Genomic DNA, 26,403 nt, shown 5'->3' with positions numbered 1-26,403 from the left:
GGATCTCTCCTCAGCCGCCGTCGATGCAGGCGCTCAGCGTCACGACGATGTCGGCATCCGTCATGACGAAGCGCCCGTCGCTGAGCGACGCCAGTGCCACGACCTTCTGGGATTGCGCGATCCGCAGCGTGGTCGCGACCTCGGCGCGCCCGGCGCGGGGGCCGAGATGGAAGCGCGCCATGTCGGGAAACGGGTTCTTCTCGGCGATGAGATGAATCCAGCGAACATGGTCGGCCGGCGTCATCGGGCTGTCGACGACGATCCGGGTGTCGACGGAGTTGCCATTCTCGGCGAGCGCCGGGATCTCGAGCCTGATGCGCGCGCGCTCTGGCACAGCGCCCTCGGTGACGCGGGCAATGAGCTGTGCGAGCTCCGGCGGCGTGTCGGCGGCAGCCTCGGCCGGAAGCCCGGCAGCCAGCAGGCCGGCCGCCGCGCCCGCCATGAGGCTGCGGCGGTCGATCCCGGCATCACTGCGCGCGGAGCGTGGCGAGATAGCTGACGACATCCTCGATCTCCTGGGCCGAGAGGGCGGGCTTTCCCCGGAACGCCGGGGCGACATCCTGCAGGTTTTCCGTGCGGAAATAGGGCGGCATCACGGTTTGAGGGTTCAAAAGCGAGGCATCGACGAGCCGCAGCCGGATCTGGCCGGCGTCGAGCCGCGCACCGACGCCCGCGAGCGGCGGCCCGATCGAGCCCTGGAAGGGCTCGGACGGGTCCGCGCCCTGGTGGCAGATCAGGCAGTTGCCGCGCTCGCGGTCCCGGACCAGGGCCGCGCCGCGCTGCCCATCGCCGGCGAGGCCGCCGAGCGGCGCGGGGATCGCATCGCCGACGACCGCGAAGGGTTCGAGCGCGGTCGCGGGTGAGACAGCCAGCAGGGCTGCGCCCAACCCGATCCGCGCCCGCATGCCGGCCCTGCTCACGCCTTCTTCAGGTCGGCGTTCTTGAGCGGCAGGTTGCGGATGCGCTTGCCGGTGGCGGCGAAGATCGCGTTCAGCACGGCGGGCGCCGCGACCGCGATCGTCGGCTCGCCGACACCGCCCCAGAAGCCGCCGGACGGCACCAGCACGGTCTCGACCGCCGGCATCGCCTCCAGCCGCATCACCTCGTAGGTGTCGAAGTTCTCCTGCTCGACGCGGCCGTCCTTGATGGTGATCTCGCCGTAGAGCGCCGCCGAGAGGCCGTAGACGAAGGAGCCCTCGATCTGGCGCTCGACCTGCGCGGGATTGACGACATGGCCCGGATCGGTCGCCGCGACGATGCGGTGGATCTTGAGCTTGCCCTCGGGGCTGACCGAGACCTCGGCAACCGCGGCGACATAGGCACCGAAGCCCATGGTCTGGCAGATGCCGCGGAAGACGCCCGCCGGCAGCGGCTTGCCCCAGCCCGCCTTCTCGGCCGCGGCATTCAGCACGGCGAGATGCTTGGGGTGGTTCTTCATCAGGGCCCGGCGGAACTCGAGCGGGTCCTTGCCGGCGGCATTGGCCAGTTCGTCGATGAAGGATTCGAGATAGATCGCGTTCTGGTTCAGGTTGACGCCGCGCCAGAAGCCAGGCGGCACATGCGGGTTGCGCATGGCGTGGTCGATCAGGAGGTTGGGGATCGAATAGCCGATCGAGGCCTCCGGACCCGAGGCGTTCAACCCCTGGAAGACGACCGGATCGCGGCCGTTCTGGATGTTCTGCGGGAAGATGCCGGCGACGATGGACTGGCCGGAGATGCGCATGTGAAGGCCGGTCAGATTGCCGTCCTTGTCGAGCGCGCCGGTCATCTTGCACTGGGTCAGCGGGTGGAAGCGGCCATGCAGCATGTCCTCCTCGCGCGACCAGATCAGCTTCACCGGCGTGCCGGGGATCTGCTTGGCGATGGCGACGACCTGGCGGACCCAGTCATGCACCGCGCCGCGCCGGCCGAAGCCGCCACCGAGATCGATCTTGTAGGCCTCGCATTTGGCGATCGGCAGGCCCGAGGCTTCGGCGGTCGCAGCGAGCGCCGCCTCGCCATTCTGCGTCGGCGTCCAGACCTCGCATTTCTCGGGCGTGTAGAGCGCCGTCGCGTTCATCGTCTCCATGCAGGCATGGTTCTGGAACGGGTAGGAATAGACCGCTTCGATGGTGCGGGCGGCGCCGGCGATCGCGGCCTTCACGTCGCCGTTCTGGTTGCCGACGACGGCGCCGGGGGCATCGAGCCCCTCCTTCAGCCACTCGGCCAGGCTCGCGCTGGAGACCTTGGCGTGCGGGCCCTCGTCCCAGACGATCGGCAGCGCGTCGAGCGCGGTCTTGGCCTGCCACCAGGTGTCGGCCACAACCGTCACGGCGCTGTCGCCGACGGGAAGCACATGCTTCACCCCGGGCATTGCCTTGATCTTGGCGGCGTCGAAGCTCTTCACCTTGCCGCCGAAGACGGGGCAGTCCTTGATCGCGGCGTTGAGCATGCCCGGCAGCTTGAAATCCATGCCGTAGATCTTGGCGCCGGTGGTCTTGTCGGCCGTATCGAGCCGGGCCAGCGGCTTGCCGGCGATGATCCAGTCCTTGGGATCCTTCAGCGCGACGTCCTTGGGCGCCTCGAGCTTGGCGGCCGCAGCGGCGACCTGCCCGTAGCGCAGCGAGCGGCCGGAGGCCTTGTGCGTGATGACGCTCTTCTCGGCGGTGCACTCGGCTGCCGGAACGTTCCACTCGCTGGCCGCCGCCTGGATCAGCATGGTGCGGGCCGCAGCGCCGCCCTTGCGGACATATTCATGCGATTCGCGGATGCCGCGGCTGCCGCCGGTCGAGAAATTGCCCCAGATGCGGTTGCGGGCGACGTTCTGGCCCGGCGTCGGATATTCGGTCGTGACCTTCGACCAGTCGCAGTTCAGCTCCTCGGCGACGAGCTGGGCGAGGCCGGTCAGGGTGCCCTGCCCCATTTCGGAGCGGGCGATGCGGATCACCACCTTGTCGTCGGGATGGATCACGACCCAGGCGTTGATCTCGGGCACGGCGCCCTGCGCCTGGGCCTCGCCGAAGGGGATGGCGAAGCCGAAGCTGAAGGCGCCTGCTGCTGCCGCAGAGCCGGCGAGCATCCCGCGGCGGGACAGGCCTTTGCGGGTGGAAGCGGGGGTCTCAGGGGTGGTCGAGGCGGATGTCATGTCGTCCTCCGGATCGGTTGGTCGCGAGGGAAGCGGCGGTCTTGTCCAGATCCGGCCGCGCTCGACCCCGCGCTTGGGGAGTCAGGTTCAGGCGAGACCTCAGCCGCGGCCGAGCGTCCCGCCCGCGACGACATCGAGGATCGCGGTCTTGACCCGCGCATAGGTCCCGCAGCGGCAGATATTGGTGATCTCGGCGGCGATGTCGGCCTCGGTCGCCTTCGGATTGGCCTGCAGCAGGGCGGCGGTCGCCATGATCATGCCGCTCTGGCAGAAGCCGCACTGCGGCACCTCGTGCTTGATCCAGGCCTGCTGGATCGGATGCTTGCCGTCGGGGGAGAGCCCCTCGATCGTGACGATCTTCTGCTCCGCGGTGACCGCGCTCAGCGGCAGCGTGCAGGCGCGCGTCGCGACACCGTCGATGTGGACCGTGCAGGCGCCGCACTGGGCGACGCCGCAGCCATATTTCGTGCCGGTCAGGCCGATCTGCTCGCGGATCACCCAGAGCAGCGGCGTATCGCCGGCTGCTTCGACATCGAGCATCTTGCCGTTCACATTGAGCTTCGCCACCGCAGACCTCCCGGTTTTTGGTCAAGAAGGACAGCGGGAGAGCCATCGCGCCCCGCCGTAAAGCCGGCACGCCCCGTGGCGGACCGGCCAGACTTGAATTGGAACAGAGTGAAGCTCAGTTGCGCGCGCAAGCCAACCGGCCGCGGCGTGCCGACCCGACCGCGCGAGGGGATGATTTTCTCCCCGCAAGCCGCCCCGATGCGTGGTTTCTGTCAAAGGGAGGCGGGCTTGCGGGCCGAAATGCGCGCTGGCGTCCCGATGCTGCCGGGCGCGGAATCACGGCAACGTGATGCCGGCCGCGTCGCGGCGGTAGACCATGGGCCGCGCCGTTCAGGGTTCGGCGGAGGCCAGGGGCTCGACCGGCAGGGTGACGATGCGGATGGCGGTGTCGTCGGGATCATTGGCGATGCCGAAGCCGAGCTGGCGGCAGAGCGCGAGCATGCGCGTGTTCTCGGCCAGCACCTGGCTGCGGATGGTCTTCAGCCCCTCGGCACGCGCCCATTCGATGATCAGCGTCATCAGGGTCCAGCCGAGACCCAGCCCCTTCATGTCAGAGCGCAGCAGAATGGCGTATTCGGCCTCCTCATGGGCGATGTCGGCGTGGAGACGCACGACGCCCGCGACCTCGCCCGCCTCGTCGAGCGCCACGAAGGCCATGGCACGGGCATAGTCGAGCTGCGTCAGATGGGCGAGGAAGGCGTGGCTGAACGCCTTCACCGGCGCAAAGAAGCGCAGCCTCAGATCCTCCGGCGTCACCTTCTTCAGCATCTCCGCAATGGCCCCCTCGTCGTCCGGGCGGATCGGCCTGACCTCGAATTCGCGCCCGCCCCGCAGGGCGATCCGCTTCGCCCAGCCGCCGGGATAGGGCCGGATCGCCGGGCGGCGGCGGCGCTCGGGACGGCGCTCCAGCATGATGCGGGCATCGACCGCGATGACACCGGTCTCGTCGGCGAGCAGTGGGTTCAGGTCGAGCTCGCGGATCTCGGGCAGATCGACCGCCATCTGGCCGACGGCCACGATCGCGGCGGCGACCGCCTCGAGATTCGCCGCCGGCACGTCGCGATAGGCCGCGAGCACGCGCGAGACCCGGGTTCGCGCGATCAGCCGGCCGGCGAGGCCGAGATCGAGCGGCGGCAGCGCGACATGGCTGTCGTCGATCAGCTCGGCCGCGGTCCCGCCCCGACCGAAGACGACGACCGGGCCGAAGCAGGGATCGGTGGCGAAGCCGACGATGAGTTCGCGCGCCTTGGCGCGCTGGGCCATCGGCTGCACGGCGAGACCGGTGATGCGCGCACCGGGCCGCTCATGGGCCACCCGCGCCAGCATGCGCTGGGCCGCGTCACGGATGGCGGCCTCGGTCGCGAGATCGAGCGCGACGCCGCCGACATCGGATTTGTGGACGATGTCGGGCGAGACGATCTTCAGCGCCACCGGCCGGCCGGTCGACAGGAAGGGCCGGGCCGCGACCAGCGCCGCCTCGAGGTCCGGCGCCACCACGGGCTTGAGTTCCGGAACGCGATAGATCGCCAGCAGCGCGGAGACCTCGCCGGCATCGAGCCAGTCGCGCTCCTGCGCCAGCGCGCGGGCGACGATCGCCCGCGCCTGGGCCAGATCGGGCGGGGGAACGTCGTCGGCCGAGGGCGGCGTCGCCATCAGCTCCGCCTGCAGGCGGGCATGGCGCAGCAGGTGCTGGAAGCCGAGCACCGCCTCGGCGCCCGTGGCGAAGGAAGGCAGCCCGGCCGCGGCAAAGCGCGCAGCGACGGCCTCGTCGCCGCCGATCCAGGCGGCCAGGACGGGCTTGGCCTGCCCCGCCGCCTGAGCGGAGGCGAGCACCGCATCGGCACAGGCTTCGGCCTGCGCGAGACGATGCGGCGCATGGACCGCCAGCACGGCGTCGACACCGGCATCGGCGAGCAGCTCCGCGACGGTACCGGCATATTGAGCCGGCGTCGCGACCTCGATCACCGCCTCCCGCGACGCTGCCGCCGCGCCGCCGCCGAGCCTGGCCAGGCTGCCGCCGAGCTGGCGCAGCCGCCCGGCCGCGAGAGCGGCGAGGCCGGCGCCGTTGCTGACGATCGCCAGCCGGCCGCCGACGAGCTGACGCATGCGCCCGAGCGTCTCGGCGGCCGCGAAGAGCTCGTCGAGATCGTTCACGCGCAGCAGGCCGGCCCGATGGAAGGCGGCGTCATGGGCCCGGTCCGGGGTGACGATCAGGCCCGCATGGGTCAGCCCCCCGGTCTCGCCAGCGGGCTGCCAGGGCTTGAGCACGAGCACGGGCTTCAGCCGGGCCGCCGCGCGCGCCGAGGAGAGGAAGCGCGCCGCATCCTCGACCTCGTCCAGCGCCAGCAGGATCGCGCGGGTTCGTCCGTCCTGCCCGAAATGGTCGAGGCAGTCGGCGAGATCGACATCCGCGGCGGCGCCGAGCGTCACGGCGCCGGAGAAACCGACCTCGCGCCGCGCCGCCCAGGCCAGGACGCCGGCGGCGATCGAACTCGACTGCGCCACGAGGGCGACGCCCCCGGCTTCCGGCACGAAGGGCGCGAAGCTGGCGTTGAGGCGCAGGCGCGGCGCGACGAGTCCGATCGAATCGGGGCCGAGCAGGCGGATGCCGGCCAGGCGCGCCGCCGCGCCCAGCGCCTGCGCATCGGACCGCTCGCCATCGGCGACGAGCACGCCCGCGCAGCCGCGTCGGCCGGCAGCGGCGATGACCTGCGCCGCCCCGGAGGCCGGCGCGATCACGAGATCGACCGGCTGCGCCAGCGCGTCGAAGCCGGGCACGGCCTCGAACCCCTCCGCGCTGCCGCCGCCGAGCACGAAGGCGCGCCCGGCATAGCCTCCGCTGCGGATGCCCTCGAGCAGCGGGATGGTGGAGGCCCCCGGCGGCGCCCACACCGCCAGCGAGGCCGGTTCGAGCATGCGTTTCAGTCGGTCCATGGTCATGATGTCATCGTAGCAGATCGCGACGCGCGGATGTGTGGCGGCGGGGGCCGCGCGCGGAACCCTTGCTCGCGCCGCTGCTTTCGCCCAGAGGGGATGAGACGCCCCGACGACAGGACGCGCCATGCCCATCGCCTTCGACAACTCCTATGCCAGGCTGCCGGAGCGCTTCTTTGCGCTGACCCCGCCGACGCCGGTTCCCGAGCCGCGGCTGGTGCGGCTCAACCCGGCGCAGGCCGAAGAGCTTGGGCTCGATCCCGCCTGGCTCTCCGGCCCCGAAGGCCTCGCCATGCTGTCGGGCAACGCGATCACCGAGGGCTCGACGCCGATCGCAACCGCCTATGCCGGCCACCAGTTCGGGAACTTCGTGCCGCAGCTCGGCGACGGCCGGGCGATTCTGCTCGGCGAGGTGATCGACCGCTTCGGACGGCGCCGCGACATCCAGCTCAAGGGCGCCGGCCGCACGCGCTTCTCGCGCGGCGGCGATGGGCGGGCGGCGCTGGGGCCGGTGATGCGCGAATACATCGTCAGCGAGGCGATGGCGGCGCTCGGCATCCCGACGACGCGGGCGCTGGCCTTCGTGCTGACGGGCGCCCGCGTGATGCGCGACGCGATCCTGCCCGGCGCGGTGCTCACCCGCGTGGCGTCCAGCCATATCCGCGTCGGCACCTTCCAGTTCTTCGCGGCCCGGCAGGACACCGAAGCCCTGCGGACGCTGGCCGACCATGTCATCGCGCGCCATCACCCGCAGGCGGCGCAGGCTCCCGACCGCTATCTCGGCCTGCTCGAGGCGGTGATCGCGGTGCAGGCGGACCTGATGGTGCGCTGGCTCCTGGTCGGCTTCATCCATGGCGTGATGAACACCGACAACGTCTCGGTCGCCGGCGAGACGATCGACTACGGACCCTGTGCCTTCCTCGACGGTTATGATCCCGCCACCGTGTTCAGCGCGATCGATACCGGCAGGCGCTACGCCTATGGCAACCAGCCGAGCATTGCGCTGTGGAACCTGACCCGTTTCGCCGAGGCGTTGCTGCCGCTACTGGCGGAGACGGTCGACGGAGCGGTCGAGGTCGCGCAGGCAGCACTCGCCGGCTTCGCCCCGCGCTTCCAGGCCGGCTACGATGCCGGCATCGCGCGCAAACTCGGCCTGCCCGGCGACAGCGAGGGCGACACCATCCTCGGCGCCGAATTCCTCAGCCTGCTCGGTGCGGCGCAGGCCGATTTCACGCTGAGCTTCCGCCACCTCGCGAGACTGCAGGCGGGCGAGGCGGACGAGGCCCCGCTGCGCGCCACCCTGGCGCACCCCCCCGCACTCGACGGCTGGCTGGAGCGCTGGCGCGCGCGCAGCGCGGGGACCGCGCCTGGTGCGCTGCTGGCGATCAACCCGGCCTATATCCCGCGCAACCACCGCATCGAGGCCGCGATCGCGGCGGCGCAGGAGCGGGATGATTTCGGCCCCTTCGAGGAACTGCTGGCGGTGCTCGCCGAGCCCTTCGTCGAGCGTCCCGGCTATGCGGATTACGAGAATCCGCCGCAGCCGGAGGAGCGCGTGCTGCGGACCTTCTGCGGAACTTGAGGCGACAGAGCAGAGGCTCAGGCCGCGCGCGCCCCGCGGCGCCGCCGCCTCAGTGCCCCGCGAACTGGCCGGGGGTCGGCCCCTCGGCGATCTTGCCCATCAGCCAGCCGACGAAGGCCTGGATCTCGGGATTGTCCCGCTCCTCGCGCCGGTAGATCAGGCGGTGGGCCACGACCCCGATGCCGGTGGGGCCGAGCGGCATGACGAGCCGGCCGGCGGCGAGCAGGTCGCGCGCCTGCAGCGTCGATTCGAGCGCGAGGCCCAGGCCGTCCACCGCGGCGGCCAGAGCGAGATGGGCGCGGTCGAACTGCAGGCCGCGCGCGCTCAGGGGCACGAAGGGGGCGTGACGCGCGGTCCACTGGTCCCAGGGCACGACGCAGCGCAGCGAGTGAATCAGCGGCACCCGGGCGATGTCGCTCGGCGCCTCCAGCCCGTGCGCAGCCACGAAGGCGGGGCTGGCGAGCGGGAGGATCAGCTCCTCGCCCAGCGCCACCGCCTCGCAATCCTCGGGGACCGGCCGCGCATACTGGATGTCGATGAGGATGCCGTCCTTGCCGAGGCGGGCCGGCTCGTGGCTGGCGAAGAGCGCGACGTCGATGCTGGGATGCTCGCGCAGGAACTGGCCGAGCCGCGGCATCAGCCAGAGCGTGGCAAAGCTGGGCGAGGCATGGATCGGCAGGCGTCGCACGCCCGCTCCCGACGCGACCCGAATCGTCGCCGTCATCAGCCGCGCGAAGCTCTCGCCGATCGAGGCGGAATAGGTCAGCGCCTCCTCGGTCGGGACGACGCTGCGCCGCACGCGCAGGAACAGGGGCCGCCCCAGCATGCCCTCCAGCGCGCGCATCTGATGGCTGATCGCCGAGGGCGTCAGGTTCATCAGTTTCGCCGCGCCCGCGAAGCTTCCGGCCTCCATCACGGCCCGGAAGGTCTGCAGCCATTGCAGCGGTGGCATGCCTCCGATCATCAGTGAATCCTATTCGTCGATCATGCCAAACTTATTCGTTTTTCCAACGAACTGACCCCATGTTACGCCTATGACATGAGGAATGCAGCTCACCAAACGAAGCTGCGGCCCGCAGGGAGGACAGACGCGCCGGCAACCGGCGCCAGGCGACGCGAAGCCCGCGTTCGCCGCCCTTTTTCCTGCGTCGCCTCCTCGCATGACGAGACGTCCGACCTCCGCGGTCGGCCTGATGAGGAAAGAACCGGCGCATGAACCTGCACAGACTGCTTCTCGAACGGAAGGCCGCCGGCAAGCCGGTCACCGTCGCCATCATCGGCGCCGGCAAGTTCGGCACCATGTTCCTCTCCCAGGCCCGCAGCACGGACGGGATGCACATCGTCGGCGTCGCCGATCTCAACACCGCCCGCGCGCGCTCGCAGCTGAAGCTGGCCTGCTGGCCGCAGGAGCAGTACGCGGCCGCTTCGATCGACGATGCGCTGAAGAACGGCGCGACTGTCGTCACCGAGGATGGGGACGCGCTGATCGACCATCCCGGCGTCGAGGTCATCATCGAGGCGACGGGCGATCCGGGCGCCGGCATCCGCTTCGCGATGCGCGCCATCGCCAACGGCAAGCACATCGTCATGGTCAATGTCGAGGCCGACGCCTGCGCCGGGCCGCTGCTGGCGCGCAAGGCGCGCGAGGCCGGCGTGGTCTATTCGCTGGCCTGGGGCGACCAGCCGGCCCTGATCGCCGACCACGTCGACTGGGCCCGCGCCTCGGGCTTCCGGGTCGTCAGCGCCGGCAAGGGCACGCGCTACCACCCGACCTACCACCAGTCGACGCCCGACACGGTCTGGGACATCCTCGACAAGTACATGAAGATCAAGGATCGCAACTCGATCAACCCGAAGATGTTCAACTCCTTCGTCGACGGCACCAAGTCGGGCATCGAGATGACCGCCGTCTGCAACGCGACGGGGCTGGAATCGCAGACGGAAGGCCTGTCCTTCCCGCCGGCGACGCGGTTCGAGCATGCCGAGATCTGCAAGCCCAAGGCCGATGGCGGCGTGCTGGAGCGGGCCGGTGTCACCGAGGTCACCTCCTCGGTCTATCGCGACGGCACGGATGTGCCCCATAGTCTTGTCATGGGCACCTATGTCGTCTTCGAATCCGACAGCGCCTACAGCGAGGAGTGCTTCCGGGAGTATTCGATGCTGCCCGACAAGAGCGGCCGCTACTCCTGCCTGTACCGGCCGATCCACATGATCGGGCTGGAACTCGGCATCTCGGTCGCCTCCGCCGCGCTGCGCCACGAGCCGACGGGCGCGCCGATCTGCTTCAATTCCGACGTCGTCGCCACGGCCAAGCGCGACCTCAAGGCCGGCGAAATGCTGGATGGTGAGGGCGGCTTCTGCGTCTGGGGCAAGCAGACGCCGGCCAAGACCTCGCTGGCGGAAGGCTATCTGCCGCTCGGCCTCGCCCATCGCGTCAAGCTCAAGCACGACATCGCGCTGGGCCAGCGGCTGAAATGGTCGGACGTCGCCTTCGACGCCGACGATGCCGCGGTCAAGGTTCGCCGCGAGATGGAGGATCTCTTCCGGGGCTGACGTCGCCCCGGCCTAGCAGTGCAGACCGGCGAGAGCCCGAGATAACGGGCCGGCCCAACGTCCAGGGAGGACATCATGACCAAGAGCAGAACAGACCAGCCGACCCGCCGGACCGTCCTCGCAGGAGCCGCGCTCGGCGCCGGCCTCATTGCCATGCCCGGCATTCTGAGGGCCCAGCAACTGAAATGGATCGGAGCTTCGGCGACGCCGCAGACCGACTTCATCTCTCAGAGCCTCGACGTCTTCGCCGCGCGCGTGAAGGAGCTGACCAAGGGCCAGATCGACATCGCCTCGCACCATGCCGGAGCACTCGGTGGCGAGCGCGAGAATGTCGAGGGGCTGCTGCAGGGCTCGATCCATGTCGCGACGCCGGGCGCGGCCCTGCTCGCCGGCTGGTACAAGCCGGCCGAGGTCTTCACCTATCCCTATCTGTTCAAGAACGTCGCCCACAAGGACAAGGTCATGACCGCGATCATGGCCGAATATGGCGACGACGTCGCGGCGCAGGCCAAGCTGCGTCCGCTCGGCGCGATTCCGCGCATGCCGCGCCAGCTCTCCTCCAGCCGCGTCGTCAAAACGCCGGCTGATCTCAAGGGCTTCAAGATCCGCGTGCCGGAGACCACGATGTGGCGCCGGACCTTCGAGCGCTTCGGCGCCTCGCCGACGCCGCTTCCCTGGCCGGAGGTGTTCCAGGCCCTCAAGTCGGGGGTGATCGAGGGCCAAGAAAACCCGATGGCGCTGACCTTCAACGGCGGCATCTTCGACGTGAACAAGAACCTCGCGCTGACCGAGCACATGATGCAGGACAACATGATCGTGATCTCGGAAGCGAGCTTCCGCGCGGTCAACGAGGACCAGCGCAAGGCCCTCGTCCAGGCCGCCCGCGACATGGAGGACTCGCTGCGTCCGAAGGTGATCGCCGACGACGACCGCATCCTCGCTCTGGTCAAGGCGAAGAACATCGCGATCAACGATGTCGACAAGGACGCCTTCCGCAAGACGCTCGAAGGCATGGAGACCGAGTTCGTCCATGTGAAGAAGTGGGTCGACCGGATCAAGACGATCGCCTGATCGTCTTGATCATCTGACCGCCACCGCAGCCGGGCCCACAGCGGGCCCGGCAACCTTCCCCCGCGTGACAGGATTGCCATGCAGCCCCTGACCGGCCTGCCAGCGCTTTGGCGCCGGCTCTGCGACCTTTGTGAATGGACAGCGCGCGCCATCGTCGGCGGCTCCATCGCGGCCATCGTGCTGATCACGATCGCGGCGGTCTGGTATCGCTACGGGCTCGAACGCCCGCTGTCCTGGACCGAGCAGGTCTGCCGGATCCTGTTCGTCTGGTCGGTCTTCGCCGGCGCGGCGGTGCTCTACCGCAACATGCTGCACATCGCGATCGACATGTTCGTGCTGATGCTGCCGCAGCGGCTGCAGACGATTGTGCTCTGGCTCAACCAGGGACTGATCCTGCTGCTGTCCGTGCTGATGCTCTGGTTCGGGCTGCAGATCTCGATCGGCACGCTCGGCCAGACCTTCGGGGCGCTGGAGATCAGCCCCGCCTCCTTCTATTTCGCCGCGCCGTTCTGCGCCGCGCTGATGATCGTGTTCTGGATCGAGAAGCTGTTCGATCCGGCCCGGCGCGATCCGCTCGGCGACGTTCATCTCTAAGGAGACGATCCCCATGGCCGGCGTGCTGATGCTCTCCTTCGGCGTGATGATGCTGCTGGGCCTGCCGATCGCCTTCGCGATGGCGCTTGCCGCCGTCATGACGATCGCCAACCACCCGACGCTGCCCTTCTCGGTCTTCGTGCAGCGGGCGCTGATCGGGGCGGATTCCTATTCGCTGCTGGCGATCCCGTTCTTCATCCTGGCCGGCAACATCATGAATGTCGGCGGCATCACCGCCCGCATCATCAGCTTTGCCAATGCCTGCGTCGGCCGGTTCAGTGGCGGGCTCGGCCTCACCACCGTGATGTCCTGCATGGTCTTCTCCGGCGTCTCCGGCTCGGCGGTCGCCGATGCGACCGCATTGGGCAAGGTGCTGATCCCCGGCATGAAGCGCTCGGGCTACGATCCCGGCTTCGCCGCCTCGATCACGGCCTCGGCCTCGGTGATGGGGCCGATCATCCCGCCCTCGATCCCGCTCGTGATCTACGCCCTTTCGGTCGGCAAGGGCGTCTCGGTCGCCGCCCTGTTTCTCGGCGGCGTCATCCCCGGCCTGCTGCTCGGCGGCGGGCTCGCCGTCGTCGTCTACCTGATCTCGCGCGCCCGGAAATACCCGGTCCACGAGGCGGTGCCGATGCGCGAGGTGCTGCGCTCCGGCAGCAAGGCGATCTGGGCGTTGATGATGCCCTTCGTGATCCTGTTCGGCGTCACCGGCGGCGTCGTCACCGTCACCGAGAGCGCTGCGGTCGCGGTTCTCTATGCGCTCTTCGTCGCGATGGTGATCCACCGCGAACTGTCCTGGCGCCAGCTCTGGAGCATCTGCGTCCAGAGCGGGCTCGATTCCGCCGTGGTCATGATCATCATCGCCTTTGCCGCCGGCTTCGGCTGGCTGATGGCGGTGAGCGGCCTGCCGCGCGAGATCGCCGCGTGGATCGGTGCCTTCTCGAACAATCCCTGGGTCATCCTGATCCTGATCAACGTGCTGCTGCTGATCGTCGGCTGCTTCATGGAAGCCATCGCGGCCATGATCATTCTGATCCCGGTGCTGATCCCGATCGTCGAGGCGGTCGGCATCGATCTGGTGCATTTCGGGCTGGTCATCGTCTTCAACCTGATGCTCGGCCTGCTGACGCCGCCGGTCGGCATTCTCCTCTACATCTGCGGCAACTTCGCCCAGGTGAAGATCGAGCGGGTCGTGCGTGAGGTGCTGCCCTTCCTCGGTGTCGGGTTCGGCGTGCTGGTGATCATCACCTTCATCCCCGAGGTCGTGCTCTGGCTGCCGCGGCTCGTGCTGAACTGAGCCGGGCGGCGGCGCCATGCGCGCCGCGCCGGCCCCGGCCCGCGCAGCGCAGGCCCGGGGGTCTGTCGCGCCCCGCCCCCGTCATGCTCTGATCGCGCGCCGGCCACTCAAGAGCCGCTGCGAGGAGACCGACGATGGATGGCCGCCGCCCGACGATCCAGTCCCGCCACGGCATGGTCGCCGCGGCCCATCCGCTCGCGGCCCAGGCGGGCGCGCGGCTGCTGATCCAGGGTGGCAACGCGTTCGACGCCATCGCCGCGACGGCGGCGGCGCTCACCGTGGTCGAGCCCTTCATGTCGAGCCTGTCGGGCATGGGTTCGGCGACGCTCTGGTCGGCGGCGGAGGGGCGCGTCAGCGTGCTCGACTTCGTCCCTCCGATCCAGAAGAGCTTCCCGGCGGAGCGCTTCACGCAGCGCAGCGACCTCGAGCGCGGCCCCCATGCCGTGGCGATGCCGGGCAACCTCGCCGGCTGGTGCGAACTCGTCTCGCGCCATGGCCGCAAGACACTGGCCGAGGTTTTCGCGCCCGCGATCGCGCTCGCCCGGGACGGCTTCGCCCTGTCTGAATTCGGCGTCGCCGAGTTCAACGAGCAGGCGCCGCTGCTGCAGGCCTGGACCGAGCTCTACCCCGGTTTCGCGGCCAATTATCTGCCCGAGGGCGGCCCCGTCCGCGTCGGCCAGGTGCTGCGCCAGCCCGATCTCGCGACGACATTCGCCGCCATCGCCGCGGAAGGGCCGGACCATCTCTATCGCGGGGCGCTGGGGCAGCGCATCATCGCCCATCTGCGTTCGCTCGGCGGGCTGATGACGATGGAGGATCTCGCGGCGGTCAAGCCGCGCTGGCGCGAGCCCTTCGCGGCCTCCTATCGCGGCCTGACCGTCCATGTGCCGCCGCCGCCCTGCGAGGCCTTCCAGTTCCTGCTCAGCCTGAAGATCCTCGAGGGCTGCGATCTCGGCGCCCTCGTCAAGGACGGGCCGGAGCATCTCGACCTCGTCTTCCGCGCGATCCGGCTGGCGGCGGGCGTCCGCATCGCCGCCAACAATCCCTCGCCCGAGCGGCTGGCCGCAATCTTCGCGGAGGATGCGCTCGCCGTGCTGCGCCGGCGCCTGACCGACGGTGCGCCGGTGGAGGGGCCGACGGAGCAATGGACACCGCAGCAAGGCGAGGACCCCGCGCACACCACCTCCTTCTCGGCGGCGGATGCGGAGGGCAATCTGGTGTGCATCACCAACAGCCTCGGCAGCCCCTTCGGCAGCGGGATCGTGGTCCCCGGCACCGGCGTCTGCCTCAACAATTTCCTGTACTGGTCGGACGTCCAGACCGGCAGCCCGAACCGCTCCAAGCCCGGCGACGAACTGCCGATGTGCATGTCGCCCAGCCTGTCGACACGGGACGGCCGCCCCGTGCTCGCGCTCGGCACGCCGGGCAGCTATGGCATCATGCAGACGCAGACCCAGGCGATGGTGCAGCATCTCGATTTCGGCCTGCCGCTGCAGGACGCGATCGAGGCGCCGCGCGCCCGGCTCTGGGACGGGCGGGCGATCGAGGCCGAGAACCGGATTGCAGCCGAAACGCTGGCCGAGCTGCGCCGGCGCGGCCACGCCATCACCGCCTTCGACACCGGCTGGACGATGCGCTGCGGCGGCATGCAGGCGGTGGCGGTCGATCCCGTCACCGGGGTGATGACCGGCGCGGCTGATCCGCGCCGGGATGGGTATGTCGTGGCGGTGTGAGGGGCCGCCCTCAGCCGCGGCTGGCGGTGCAGACGATCTCGATCAGCGCGCCGCCGAGATCGGCGACGCCGACGGTGGCGCGGGTCGGCAGGGCGTCTCCGAAGAACGCGGTCCAGACCGGGTCCATTTCCTTCTTGGCGGGCAGATCGGTGACGAAGATCGTCGCGGCGACGATCGCCTTGCGGTCGAGCCCGACCTCACCGAGATAGCCCTCGATCTTGGTCAGGATGTTCTGCGTCTGCGGGCCCATCGACTGCGTGATGTCGTCGGCGATGCAGCCGCCGACGAAGACGATGTTGCCGGCCTCGACGACGCGGTTCTGGATCGGGGTCTTGATGTGGCGCTTGATGGTCATGGTCTTCTCTCCTGGGGTGAAAGGCTGTGGTCGTCATTGCAAGCGCAGCGAAGCAATCCAGGGCCGCGGCGCTCGACGATCTGGATTGCTTCGCTCCGCTCGGAATGACGGGTGGATGTCATGAGGGCGCGGCAAACCGCGCGATGCCGAGGCCGTCGATCGGGACGTTGCTCGAGCCGGTGGCGATGATCTCGGCCATCACGGCCCCGGCGCCCGGACCGAGCTGGAAGCCATGGGCCGAGAAGCCGAACTGGTGGTAGACGCCCTCGTGCCGGGTACTCTTGCCGAAGACCGGCAAATCGTCGGGCATGCGCGCCTCGATGCCCGCCCAGGCGCGCAGGATCGGCGCGCCACGCATGATCGGGAAGAGGTCCCAGACCGTCTTGGCGTTGGTCGCGAGCTTGCCCCAATCGAGCACAGTGCGGTTCTCGTCGCGGATGGCGCGGCCGAGATAGCCGCCGCCGATCAGCACCGTGCCGTTGCCGAACTGCTTGAAGGAGAGCTTGCGCTTGCGCAGGATCACCACCGGCTTGATGAAGGCCGGCATCGCGGCCGTGATCATCAGCATCGGCGCGATGACCTCGAGCGGCACCGGCTCAGCCAGATCGGCGGCGATGCGATCGGCCCAGGCGCCGGCAGCGTTGACGATGCGTGGCGCCAGGAAGGCGCCGTGATCGGTCTCGACGCGCCAGTCGGACCCATCGCGGGCGACGCGGGTGACGCGCACGCCCTCGCGAATATCGGCGCCGAGGCTCTGGGCCTTGCGCTTGAAGGCCTGGGTCGCCCGCAGTGGGATCGCCGCGCCGTCGCGGCGCGAGACGACGCCACCGGGGCAGGTGTCCGAGACGGCCGGCACGAGGCGGCGCAGTTCGGCCGCGTCGATCAGCTCCTCATGGTGGAAGCCGCGGAGCGTCAGGTCGTCGACGCGGGCGCGGCAGTTGCCGAGGTCTTCCTCGTCCTCGGCGACGAGCACCTGACCGTCGGAGGTGAAGCCGCAATCATCGTCGACGAGATCCTCGATGCGGTGCCAGAGCGCCATCGACGTGTTGGAGAGCGGGATCTCCGCGACATGGCGCGCGAGCTGGCGCACACCGCCGGCATTTACGCCGGAGGCATGGCGGCCGGCATGGTCTTTCTCGATCAGGATGACCGAGAGCCCGCGCAGGGCGCAGTGCAACGCGGTCGAGCAGCCATGGATGCCGCCGCCGATGACGATGACGTCGGCGCTGCGGCGCCCTTCGCTCACCGCACCACCGCTTTGATGGCGGCATCGGTCGGCGGCAGGGCCGCGAGCTCGGAGAGCGTCACTGGCTTCACCGGCGGGCGCAGCCGGTAATAGCCGGTCTCCTCGGCCGAGACGCCGCGCTCCTGTGCGATCAGCTCGACCACGGTCGGGCCGCAGAGGCGGCCCTGGCAGGGGCCCATGCCGCAGCGCAGGAAGGCCTTCATCTGGTTGGGGCCGGTGACGCCGAGGCGGCTCGCGGCATCGCGGATCTGGCCGGCGGTGACCTCCTCGCAACGGCAGACGATGGTCTCGTCTGCCGGAGGGGCCAGGAATTGCGGGGCCGGACGATAGAGCAGGTCGAGGAAGCGCCGCCCCCGCAGGCTGCGCGCGAGTTCGGCCCGGATCGGCGCGGCATGGGCGTCGCGCTCCGCCTCGGCGAGCCGCCCGAGCCGGCGGGCGGCGTCGAGCGCCGCGACCTCGCCACGCAGCGCCGCGCTTTCGGCGCCGCCGATCCCCGCCCCGTCGCCGGCAATCGCGATGCCAGGGATCGAGGAGGCGAACCAGCCGTCCACGGTTGGCGTCCAGCAATGCTGGACCGCATCGAAATGCTGTGCGCAACCGGCGGCATTGGCGAGGTTGATGCCGGGGATGACGCCCTGGTGCAGCAGCAGCGCGTCGCAGGGGATGGTCTCGGCCGCCCCTCCTCGCGTCACCGTCACGCCCGTGAGCTTGCCGGAGCCTTCGGCCGCCAGCGCGGTGACGCCGGTTTTGAACGGCAGCTTGCCGCGGGCGGCCGCCATCAGCTTCAGGCCCTTGGCGAGATAGGGCGAGCGCAGGAAATCGGGAAACGCGGCGATGGCGGCGAGCCAGTTGCGGCGCGGCGTGGTGTCGAGCACCGCAACGATGTTGGCGCCGGCCGCCGCGAGCTGCCCGGCGAGCAGATAGAGCAAGGGGCCGCAGCCGGCGATCACCGTGCGGCCGCTCGGCACCAGGCCCGAGGCCTTCAGCGCGATCTGGGCGGCGCCCGCGGTCATCACGCCCGGCAGGGTCCAGCCCGGAATCGGGAAGGGCCGCTCCTGCGCGCCCGTCGCCAGGATGACCTGGCCGGCGGCGATCAGCCGGGCCTGTCCGCCCAGCGAGAGCCCGAGTTCGAAACCGCCGGCCTCGTCGGGCGCGACCGACCAGATTGTGCAGCCCGGCGCATAGGCGGCGTTCGTCGGCCTGAGCCGGTCGACCAGCGCCCCGCCCTTCCAGTAATCCTCGCCCAGCACGGCGCGCTTCGTGACCGGCGTCGTGGTGATGGCGCGGTAGATCTGGCCGCCGGGTGCCGGGTTCTCGTCAGCCAGCAGCACGGAGAGGCCGAGTTCGGCTGCGCGCGCGGCGGCTGCGAGCCCGGCCGGGCCGGCACCGACCACGGCGATGTCGTAATGCTCGGCGACCTGGCCGATGCTGGTGATCGCGATCATGACTGGGCCCCGTCGGGATGGCGGCGCCCGGCCTGGGTTTCGATCCGCATGCCCTCGCGCAGCGGAACGAGACAGCCCTGGCGGTTGCCGACGCCGTCGATGACGACGAGGCAGTCGAAGCAGACGCCCATCATGCAATAGGGCCCGCGATCCGCGCCCGAGACCGGCGTCTGGCGGCAGGCCTGGACGCCGTTGGCGAGCAGCGCGGCCGCGACCGTGTCGCCGGCGCGCGCCGTCAGCGCACGCCCGTCGAAGGTGAAGCCGAGCGCCTCGGCCGGCTTCACCTCATGCATGGGCCGGAACATGGAACCTCCGTGCGGAAAAGGCATCGAGCGTGTCCGGCAGCCCACCCGAGAGAATCGCCGGGGCAAGCGTCAGGACATGGTTGGCGGCGAGCGTCACACCGGAATGGCAGGTGACGACGAACGCGCCGGGATGGCTGAGCGACTGGTCGTAGATCGGGAAGCCGTCCGGGCTCATCACCCGCAGCGCCGACCAGGAGCGCACCACGTTCAGCCCCGCCAGCCGCGGGAACATCCGCACCGCGCGCTCGGCCATGACCGAGAGGATCGGCTGGCGCACGACGGTGTCGAAGCCGCGATCCTCCTGGCTGTCGCCGATCATGATGCCGCCCTCGTCGGTCTGGCGGATGGTCACCATCGGGTTGTGCAGGAAGGCGTCCGTCTTCTCGGTAACGATGATCTGGCCCTTGCTCGGCTTCACCGGCGCCTCGAGCCCGACCATGGGCGCGAGCCGCGCATTGCCGAGGCCGGCCGCGAGCACGACCTTGCCCGCCGTGATCTCGCCGAAGGCGCCCTTCAGCCGGAAGCCGCCCGCGTCCGAGGCGATGCTGTCGACCGTGCAATTGGGGCGATAGTCGACGCCGCGGCGCGCGCTGGCGTCGCGCAGCGCCCGGAACAGCTTGAGCGAATTCACATGGCCGTCGAGCGGGCTGTAGACCGAGCCGACCACATCCTTCCCGATGTCGGGCAGGCGGCGCTTGGTCTCGTCGTGGTCGAGGATCTCATAGGGGAAATCACTCAGCGACATCTGGTTGTGCAGCCGCTGCATGGTCTGGCGGCGCTGCTCCAGCTCCGTTTCCGAGAGGCAGAGCATGAAGCCACCGGGTTGGCTGTGGGCGACGTCGATGCCGGTGTCCTCGTGCAGCACGTCCGCGAGCTCGTGCCATTGCTCGGCCGAACGGCGCGACCACATCGCATAGTCGGGCATGCCCAGCCCCTTGGACTGAACCCAGACCAGCGCGAAATTCCCGCGCGAGGCGCGGAAGGCGACGTCGCCCTCGTCGAGGACGGTGACGCGGGCGCCGCCGCGCGCCAGGCCGAGCGCCATGGCGCCGCCGACGACGCCACCGCCGACGACGACGATATCGGCTTCCGATGACAATGCTGAGGTCGTCACGTCTGTCAGCCCTTTCCGGATCCGACGAAGAGGCGGTCGAGCCCGAACAGCCGGTCGAGCGCGAAGAGCAGGATCGCCGTCATGGCGATCAGGCAGGCGGAGACCGCCGCGATCAGCGGGTCGATGTTGTCCTGGATGTAGAGGAACATGCGCACCGGCAGCGTCACGGTCGCCGGCGAGGCGATGAACACGGTCATCGTGACCTCGTCGAAGGAGTTGATCGCGGCCAAGAGCCAGCCGGAGACGACGCCGGGCAGGATCAGCGGCAGCGTCACCCGGCGGAAGACCGTGGCCGTGCCGGCGCCGAGCGAGATCGCGGCATGCTCGATGCGCCGGTCGATGCCATAGGAGGCCGCCAGCACGAGCCGCAACGCGAAGGGGATGACCACGATGATGTGGCTCAGCACCAGGCCGACGAAGGTGCCGGAGATGCCGATCTGCGTGAAGAAGCGCAGGAAGGCGATGCCGAGCACGACATGCGGCACCATCAGCGGCGACATGAACAGCGCCGTGATCGCCTCGCGTCCGGGGAAGCGGTAGCGCGCGATGGCGAGTGCAGCCGGCACCGCCAGCATGATCGCGATGGTCGAGGACAAGGCCGCCAGCCAGAGCGAGTCGCGGAAGGCGCGGATGAACTCGGGATAGTCGAAGATCGCCCGGAACCAGCGCAGGCTCGGGCCGCGCGTCGGCAGCGAGAGATAGCCCTCGGGCGTGAAGGCGACGACGCAGACGATCAGCAGCGGCGCCAGCATGAAGACGACGAAGAGCCCGTGGAAAATCAGCGCGGGGATGCCGTTGCGTCTCATTCGAACACCTGTGCGTAGCGGCGCTCGATCAGGCGGTTGGAGCCGACGGTGATCAGCACGAGCGCGACGAGCAGCAGCGTCGCCACCGCGGCGCCCAGCGGCCAGTTCAGCGTGTTCAGGAACTCGTCATAGGCCAGCGTCGAGGCGACCTTCAGGCGGCGCCCGCCGATGATCGCCGGCGAGGCGAAGGCGCTCGCCGCCAGCGCGAAGACGATGATCGAGCCCGAGAGAATGCCCGGCACGATCTGCGGCAGGATCACACGGCGCCAGATCGTCAAGCGGCCGGCGCCGAGCGAGAGCGCCGCGTTCTCGATCTGGGGGTCGAGCCGCTGCAGCGAGGCCCAAACCGCGAGGATCATGAAGGGGATCAGCACATGGATCAGCGCGATCACGACGCCGGTCTCGGTGAACATGAATTCGAGCGGCGTGTTGATCAGGCCGAGCGCGATCAGCCCCTGGTTGACGAGGCCGGTCGAGCCCAGGAGCAGCGCCCAGCCGAGCGTGCGCGCCACGACCGATACCAAAAGCGGGCCGATGATCACGAGCAGGAAGGCGCTGCGCCAGGCCGGCGACATCCGGTTGAGGATATAGGCCTCGGGCACGCCGATGACGATCGCCGCCAGCGTGACCAGGAAGGCGATGCGGAAGGTCCGCATGAAGATCTCGAAGAAGTAGGAATCGGTGAATACCTCGATCCAGTTCTTCAGCGTGAAGTCGGGAACGATGCCCTTGTACTGCCCCCAGTCGTAGAAGGAGAGCAGCACGGTCATGCCGAGCGGGATGATCACCAGCCCGAGGAAGACCAGCAGCGCCGGCCCGGTCAGCCAGTACGGCGCATTGCGCTGCGTGACGACGCCGCTCATGCCGCCGCTCCGGCGGACAGGACGGCCGCGTCGGCAGCCGAGAACCGCAGCCGCACCGTCTCGCCCTCGCCCGGCACGGCGGCGCCGTCATTGCCGCGCATCAGGGTGAGAGGCCCCGCCGCGCTCTCGGCGGTGAGCAGCCAATGCGTCCCCTGGAAGACGCGCCCCGTGATGCGGGCCTCGAGACCGGGCCCGCCGGCCGGCGCGAAGGTCAGGCGCTCGGGCCGGACGGCGAGCTGCAGCGGCCCCTTTCCGGCGCCCGGCAGGGCGATGGCAAGCCCCCCGACGGTGACCGCGCCCTGCCCGTCGCCGGTGGCGGCGAGCACATTGGTCTTGCCGAGGAAGCTCGCGACGAAGGCGCTGGCCGGCCGGTCATAGACCTCGTGCGGCGCGCCGATCTGCTCGATGCGGCCCTGGTTCATCAGCACGATGCGGTCCGACAGCGCCATCGCCTCGTGCTGGTCGTGGGTGACGAGGATCGTGGTGGTGCCGATCGAGCGCTGGATCTGGCGCAGTTCGCCCTGCATCTCCTCGCGCAGCTTGGCGTCGAGGTTGGAGAGCGGCTCGTCGAGGAGAAGCAGCGCCGGCTTGATCACCAGCGCGCGGGCCAGCGCCACGCGCTGCTGCTGGCCGCCCGACATGCGGCGCGGATAGCGATCGGCGAAGCCCTTGAGGCCGACCAGTTCCATCGCCTCCTGCGTGCGCCTGTCGCGATCGGCCTTGGGCACGTCGCGCATCTCGAGCCCGAAGGCGATGTTCTCCGCGACCGTCATGTGCGGAAACAGCGCATAGCTCTGGAAGACGATGCCGAGACCGCGCTTGTTGGGCGCCACCGAGACCAGATCGGCGCCGTCGAGCCGGATGCCGCCGTGGTCGACATCGACGAAGCCGGCGATCATCTGCAGCGTGGTCGTCTTGCCGCAGCCGGAGGGACCGAGCAGCGAGACGAATTCGCCGCGCTCGACGGAGAGGTTCATGGCGTCGACGGCGGTGAAGCCGCCGAAGCGCTTGGTCAGGCCATCGAGAACGAGATGGGACATGGGGCTTTCGAGCGTTTCAGTCAAAGTTCGGCATCATGGTCGGGCTTGACCCGACCACCTCAGGACGCCTGTGACGACAGGCCCGGGTCAAGCCCGTGCCTGTCAGTTGCAACGTGATCGTCACCTCGTTCCCGGGTCGCCGCCTGGCGGCGCCCGGGAAGGACGGGTGGAGCCTTACCGCTCGATCTCGCGGTTCCAGCGCCGGGTCCATTCCTCGCGCTTGGCGTTGGCGATGTCCCAGTCGACGGCCTTCAGCGCCTTGACCTCGTCGCCATAGGGCAGGCCCTTCTGCTCGTCCTTGGTCAGGGTCACGGTCGTGTTGGCGGGGCCGAAGCCGGCGCCGGTGGCCATGATCTTCTGGATCGCGGGCGAGAGCATGAACTGGATGAAGGCGTTCGCCTCGGCCGGGTTCTTGGCGCCCTCGACCGGGCAGGCGGCGACGCCGAGCGCGAAGCTGCCTTCCTTCGGGTAGACAAAGGCGACCGGGAAGCCGGTGTCGGCGAAGGCCTTGACGCGGCCCGAGCCCCAGACGCCGAGCACGGCCTGGCCGTTCTGGAACAGCTCCGTCATCTTCGCCGGGGACGGCTCATAGGCGACGATGTTGGGGTTGATCTCGTCCTTGAAGGTCTTGAAGCCCGGCTCGATGTTGGCTTCGCCGCCGCCGCCAATCTGCGCCATTGCGATCAGGGCATGCAGGCCGTAGGTGTTGTTGATCGGCGGGGTGACGATCTTCTTGCCGTAGGTCTTCGACTTGAGATCGTTCCAGGAGGTCGGCGCCGGCCAGTTGTTCTCGGCGAAGATCTTGGTGTTGTAGAACAGCCCCGTCGCGACGAGGCCGAGGCCGACGCCCTTGTTGGACTTGAACTTCATCACCGGGGCGACGTCCTTGTAGACGGGGCCGTCGGTCAGCGTGCCGCAGAAGCCCAGCGCGACCGCCTGATAGGCCGGGCCGTCATCGACGATGGCGACGTCGATCTGCTGGTTGCCCTTCTGGGCCTGGAGCTTGGCGAGGGTGTCGGTCGAATTGCCGGCGACGTACTCGATCTTGACGTTGGCCTGCTTCTCGAAGACCGGCAGAATCTCCTTGCGCATGGTCTGTTCGAAGGAGCCGCCATAGCCGGCGACATACATCGTCTTCTGCTGCGCCATGGCCGCACCGGACGTCGCCAGCGCGGTGGTCGTCAGCAGCAGTCCAACCCAAGAGAACTTCATGAACCCCTCCTCATTTTTGCGAGTGATGGGTGAAGGTTCTGCGACAGATTGTAACGGGTCAAATCGAATGATTCGCGCAATCCATACGCTAATGTTATGAATTGGCTTCGCGCCCAGGGAAGCCATGCTGAATCCCCGCCAGATCGAAGCCTTTCGGACCGTGATCGTCACCGGAGGGGTGACTTCGGCGGCAAGGGCGCTGAATATCAGCCAGCCGGCCGTGACGCGATTGATCCATGATCTGCAATATGTGCTCGGGCTGACGCTGTTCGAGCGGCGCGGAACGCGGCTGGTGCCCACCAACGAGGCGCTTTCGTTATATCGCGAGGTCGAGCGGCAGTTCGTCGGGCTCGAGCAGATCCAGAACGCGGCGCGCAATCTGCGCGACGGGCTGGCCGGCAGCCTGCGCATCGCCGCCCTGCCGACCTTCAATGTCGGCTTCCTGCCCCGGCTGATCGCGGCCTACATGAAGGACAAGCCGGACCTCGAGGTCGCCGTCTATGGCAGCATCTCGTCGCAGGTGGTCGACTGGGTGGCGACCGGCTTCTGCGACATCGGCTTCGCGCAGTATCCGCTCGACTTTCCCCATATCGACGTCGAACAGCTGCCGTCCGTGCCCGCCGTGGCCGTGCTGCCCGAGGGCCACCGCCTCGCCGGCAAACCCTATCTCGAGCCGCAGGATTTCGTCGGCGAGCCCTTCGTCTCGCTCGCGGGATCGACGCAATGGCGCTACCGCACCGACGCGCTGTTTTCAGCCGCCCGGGTGACCCGGCAGATCAGAGTCGAGACGCCGTTGTCGATGATCGCCTGCTCGCTGGTCGCATCAGGCGCCGGCATCGGCATCGTCGATCCCTATACCGCGGCCGAGTATGGCGGCCGGGGCATCGTGGCGCGGCCGTTCCGGCCCGACGTGCTCTACGAGATCGGAGTGGTCTGGCCGGCTGGGCGCTTCCGGTCGCCGCTGGCGCTGGGCTTCGTCGAGACGGTGGTCGCCGCCATCCAGGACCTCGCCGAACGCGCGCAGGCCGGCCTGCCTCAGTAGGCGGCGCGCGGATGCGGGCCGGTGTTCGTGTCGACGACACGCGGCTGCAAGACGTCGACCGGCTTGTCCCAGCCGCCACCGAGCGCCTTGTTCAGCGCGACGAAGTTGGAGGTCACGGCGACACGGCTCTGCAGCAGCGTATCCTCGGCGCTGTAGAGCGAACGCTCGGCGTCGAGCACGTCGAGGAAGCTCGCCGCGCCGGACTGGTAGAGCGTGCGCGAGAGCCTGGCCGCCTCGCGGAAGGAGTTGGTGGCCGCCGACAGTTTGCCGGCGCGCTGCCGCTCCTTGGCGAGGTTCACCAGCGAGTTCTCGACATCCTGCAGCGCGGTCAGCACCGCGAGCCGCAGCGCGGCATCCGACTGGTCGCGCTGGGCTTCCGCGACCTCGACGGCCGCCCGCAACTCGCCGCCATTGAAGATCGGCACGCTCAGCGTCGGCCCGAAGGACCAGCCGATCGACGAGTTCTTGGCGAGGTCGCCGGTCTTCAGGGCGGTGGTGCTGATCTTCCCGGTCAGGCTGACGCTGGGATAGAGCGCCGCTTCGGCCTGGCCGATCTTGGCCGTCGCCTGGGCGAGCTGGCGCTCGGCGCGGCGCACATCGGGCCGGTTGACCAGCACATCGGCGGGAATGCCAGCCGGCGGCGTGCCGCGCGCGGCGGGGATCGGGCCACCCGAGCCGAGCAGGCCGGCCAGCGCGGTCGGCGCCTCGCCGGTGAGAATGCCGAGCTGGTGCAGGCTCTGGGCATAGGACGCTTCCAGCGTCGGGATCGCGGCCTCGGTCGTCGCGGCCTGTGCGGCGGCGCGCTCGACGTCCAGCGCCGACGACGACCCCGCGTTGAACTTGTTGCGGGTAAGCTTCTCGGTCTCGCGCTGCGAGGCAGCGGTGCGGCGGGCGAGCGCGACCCGGGCCTGGAAGCCTCTCGCCTCGATGTAGTTGGTCGCGACATCCCCGATCAGGGTCAGAAGCGTGGCGCGCAGATCCTCGTCGGCGGCATCGACGCCATAGGTCGTCGCCTCGACATTGCGGTAGTTCGCGCCGAAGAGATCGAGCTCGAAGCTCGCATCGAAGCCGGCCTGATACAGGCTCGACGTGATGTTGGAGCCGCTCGACGAGGTCGCGGCGGAGGAGCGCGAGCGCGTCGCGGAGCCCTGCCCATCGACCTGCGGCAGGAGCGCGCCGATCGCCTGGCGACGGGTGGCGCGGGCCTCGCGGATCCGGGCCTTGGCGGAGGCGACGTCGAGATTGCCCGCCACCGCGCGCTCGACGATGTCGTTCAGACGACGGTCATCGAGCTTCTTCCACCAGGCGCCGAGCCTGGCCACGTCGAGTGGCTTGGCCGTCTTGCGCGCATTGCCCCACTGGCCGGGCAGGAACTGGCCGGGGGTGGCGTAGTCCGGCCCGACGGCGCAGCCGGCGAGCGCAGCCGCGACGAGACCGAGGCCGGCCCAGCGGGCGAGGCCGGCGCGGCGTAGGAACTGCGGCGCAGGGCCCGTCATGGCGAGAGGCGTCTTCGTCATCCC

The 26,403-nt window shown here is 69.4% G+C and carries 23 protein-coding genes; 7 read left to right on the top strand and 16 right to left on the bottom strand.

Translation table 11 applies throughout. The annotated features are described in order from the left end of the window. Window positions 1-10: 10 nt before the first annotated feature. The 5 genes from BSY19_RS08200 to BSY19_RS08180 all read right to left on the bottom strand — a co-directional run bounded on the left by BSY19_RS08200 (window position 11) and on the right by BSY19_RS08180 (window position 6,631). Window positions 11-505: a thiosulfate oxidation carrier protein SoxY gene (locus tag BSY19_RS08200; RefSeq protein ID WP_069053728.1), complete on the bottom strand. Its 495-nt coding sequence runs from the start codon at window positions 503-505 to the stop codon at window positions 11-13. Next, window positions 468-920 carry a sulfur oxidation c-type cytochrome SoxX gene (gene soxX, locus BSY19_RS08195; RefSeq protein ID WP_236840492.1) on the bottom strand — a complete coding sequence of 151 codons (453 nt, stop codon included), beginning with the start codon at window positions 918-920 and terminating at the stop codon, window positions 468-470. Before soxX ends, BSY19_RS08200 begins: the two co-directional genes overlap by 38 nt. Further along, window positions 917-3,124: a xanthine dehydrogenase family protein molybdopterin-binding subunit gene (locus BSY19_RS08190; RefSeq protein ID WP_069053727.1), complete on the bottom strand. Its 2,208-nt coding sequence runs from the start codon at window positions 3,122-3,124 to the stop codon at window positions 917-919. The genes soxX and BSY19_RS08190 overlap by 4 nt, the downstream gene beginning before the upstream one ends. A gap of 99 nt (window positions 3,125-3,223) precedes the next feature. After that, complete coding sequence (locus BSY19_RS08185; RefSeq protein ID WP_069053726.1) at window positions 3,224-3,691, bottom strand: (2Fe-2S)-binding protein; 468 nt, start codon at window positions 3,689-3,691, stop codon at window positions 3,224-3,226. A 330-nt stretch (window positions 3,692-4,021) separates the two neighbouring features. Continuing rightward, on the bottom strand, window positions 4,022-6,631 hold the full coding sequence (locus BSY19_RS08180) for a bifunctional acetate--CoA ligase family protein/GNAT family N-acetyltransferase (protein ID WP_069053725.1): 2,610 nt from the start codon (window positions 6,629-6,631) through the stop codon (window positions 4,022-4,024). Between the two features lie 121 nt (window positions 6,632-6,752). On the opposite strand from BSY19_RS08180, the gene BSY19_RS08175 reads away from it, so the two are divergent. Then, on the top strand, window positions 6,753-8,207 hold the full coding sequence (locus BSY19_RS08175; protein ID WP_069053724.1) for a protein adenylyltransferase SelO: 1,455 nt from the start codon (window positions 6,753-6,755) through the stop codon (window positions 8,205-8,207). 49 nt (window positions 8,208-8,256) lie between these two features. Here the strand turns inward: BSY19_RS08175 and BSY19_RS08170 are convergent, their stop codons facing one another. Next, window positions 8,257-9,171, bottom strand: a complete 915-nt coding sequence (locus BSY19_RS08170) for a LysR substrate-binding domain-containing protein (RefSeq protein ID WP_083247484.1) — start codon at window positions 9,169-9,171, stop codon at window positions 8,257-8,259. A gap of 248 nt (window positions 9,172-9,419) precedes the next feature. On the opposite strand from BSY19_RS08170, the gene BSY19_RS08165 reads away from it, so the two are divergent. From BSY19_RS08165 to BSY19_RS08145, 5 genes are all read left to right on the top strand, one after another. Next, a complete protein-coding gene (locus BSY19_RS08165) occupies window positions 9,420-10,760 on the top strand; it encodes an NAD(P)H-dependent oxidoreductase (protein WP_069053723.1) in 1,341 nt (446 codons plus the stop codon). A 75-nt stretch (window positions 10,761-10,835) separates the two neighbouring features. Continuing rightward, complete coding sequence (locus BSY19_RS08160) at window positions 10,836-11,831, top strand: TRAP transporter substrate-binding protein (protein WP_069053722.1); 996 nt, start codon at window positions 10,836-10,838, stop codon at window positions 11,829-11,831. A gap of 78 nt (window positions 11,832-11,909) precedes the next feature. Next, window positions 11,910-12,425 carry a TRAP transporter small permease gene (locus BSY19_RS08155; protein ID WP_069053721.1) on the top strand — a complete coding sequence of 172 codons (516 nt, stop codon included), beginning with the start codon at window positions 11,910-11,912 and terminating at the stop codon, window positions 12,423-12,425. A 13-nt stretch (window positions 12,426-12,438) separates the two neighbouring features. Next, window positions 12,439-13,722, top strand: coding sequence for a TRAP transporter large permease (locus BSY19_RS08150; RefSeq protein ID WP_069053720.1), 1,284 nt, complete (start codon window positions 12,439-12,441; stop codon window positions 13,720-13,722). A gap of 134 nt (window positions 13,723-13,856) precedes the next feature. Further along, entirely contained in the window at window positions 13,857-15,455 is a 1,599-nt protein-coding gene (locus BSY19_RS08145; RefSeq protein ID WP_069053719.1) for a gamma-glutamyltransferase family protein, read from the top strand. Between the two features lie 10 nt (window positions 15,456-15,465). Here the strand turns inward: BSY19_RS08145 and BSY19_RS08140 are convergent, their stop codons facing one another. From BSY19_RS08140 to BSY19_RS08100, 9 genes are all read right to left on the bottom strand, one after another. Beyond that, entirely contained in the window at window positions 15,466-15,810 is a 345-nt protein-coding gene (locus BSY19_RS08140; protein WP_069053718.1) for a Rid family hydrolase, read from the bottom strand. 118 nt (window positions 15,811-15,928) lie between these two features. Continuing rightward, a complete protein-coding gene (locus BSY19_RS08135; protein ID WP_069053717.1) occupies window positions 15,929-17,056 on the bottom strand; it encodes an NAD(P)/FAD-dependent oxidoreductase in 1,128 nt (375 codons plus the stop codon). Then, window positions 17,053-18,501: a (2Fe-2S)-binding protein gene (locus tag BSY19_RS08130; protein WP_069053716.1), complete on the bottom strand. Its 1,449-nt coding sequence runs from the start codon at window positions 18,499-18,501 to the stop codon at window positions 17,053-17,055. The genes BSY19_RS08135 and BSY19_RS08130 overlap by 4 nt, the downstream gene beginning before the upstream one ends. Next, window positions 18,498-18,794, bottom strand: coding sequence for a (2Fe-2S)-binding protein (locus tag BSY19_RS08125; protein WP_371126575.1), 297 nt, complete (start codon window positions 18,792-18,794; stop codon window positions 18,498-18,500). Before BSY19_RS08125 ends, BSY19_RS08130 begins: the two co-directional genes overlap by 4 nt. Further along, window positions 18,787-19,920, bottom strand: a complete 1,134-nt coding sequence (locus BSY19_RS08120) for an NAD(P)/FAD-dependent oxidoreductase (protein WP_083247483.1) — start codon at window positions 19,918-19,920, stop codon at window positions 18,787-18,789. Before BSY19_RS08120 ends, BSY19_RS08125 begins: the two co-directional genes overlap by 8 nt. Window positions 19,921-19,925: 5 nt before the next feature. Next, window positions 19,926-20,726: an ABC transporter permease gene (locus tag BSY19_RS08115; protein ID WP_069053713.1), complete on the bottom strand. Its 801-nt coding sequence runs from the start codon at window positions 20,724-20,726 to the stop codon at window positions 19,926-19,928. Further along, entirely contained in the window at window positions 20,723-21,589 is an 867-nt protein-coding gene (locus BSY19_RS08110) for an ABC transporter permease (protein WP_069053712.1), read from the bottom strand. The genes BSY19_RS08115 and BSY19_RS08110 overlap by 4 nt, the downstream gene beginning before the upstream one ends. Beyond that, entirely contained in the window at window positions 21,586-22,629 is a 1,044-nt protein-coding gene (locus BSY19_RS08105; protein ID WP_069053711.1) for an ABC transporter ATP-binding protein, read from the bottom strand. The genes BSY19_RS08110 and BSY19_RS08105 overlap by 4 nt, the downstream gene beginning before the upstream one ends. Before the next feature lie 174 nt (window positions 22,630-22,803). Beyond that, window positions 22,804-23,841, bottom strand: a complete 1,038-nt coding sequence (locus tag BSY19_RS08100) for an ABC transporter substrate-binding protein (RefSeq protein ID WP_069053710.1) — start codon at window positions 23,839-23,841, stop codon at window positions 22,804-22,806. A gap of 124 nt (window positions 23,842-23,965) precedes the next feature. Between BSY19_RS08100 and BSY19_RS08095 the strand changes: the two genes are divergently transcribed. Then, complete coding sequence (locus tag BSY19_RS08095) at window positions 23,966-24,883, top strand: LysR family transcriptional regulator (protein ID WP_069053709.1); 918 nt, start codon at window positions 23,966-23,968, stop codon at window positions 24,881-24,883. Here BSY19_RS08095 and BSY19_RS08090 read toward each other — a convergent pair. Continuing rightward, entirely contained in the window at window positions 24,877-26,400 is a 1,524-nt protein-coding gene (locus BSY19_RS08090) for an efflux transporter outer membrane subunit (RefSeq protein WP_236840491.1), read from the bottom strand. The two genes, BSY19_RS08095 and BSY19_RS08090, sit on opposite strands and share 7 nt — an antisense overlap. Window positions 26,401-26,403: the final 3 nt, after the last annotated feature.

It is taken from the genome of Bosea sp. RAC05, from assembly GCF_001713455.1.
In the GTDB taxonomy this organism is placed as follows: Bacteria; Pseudomonadota; Alphaproteobacteria; order Rhizobiales; family Beijerinckiaceae; genus Allobosea.
The sequence above is the reverse complement of the archived record's forward strand: the minus strand, read 5'-3'. Positions and strand labels throughout refer to the sequence as shown.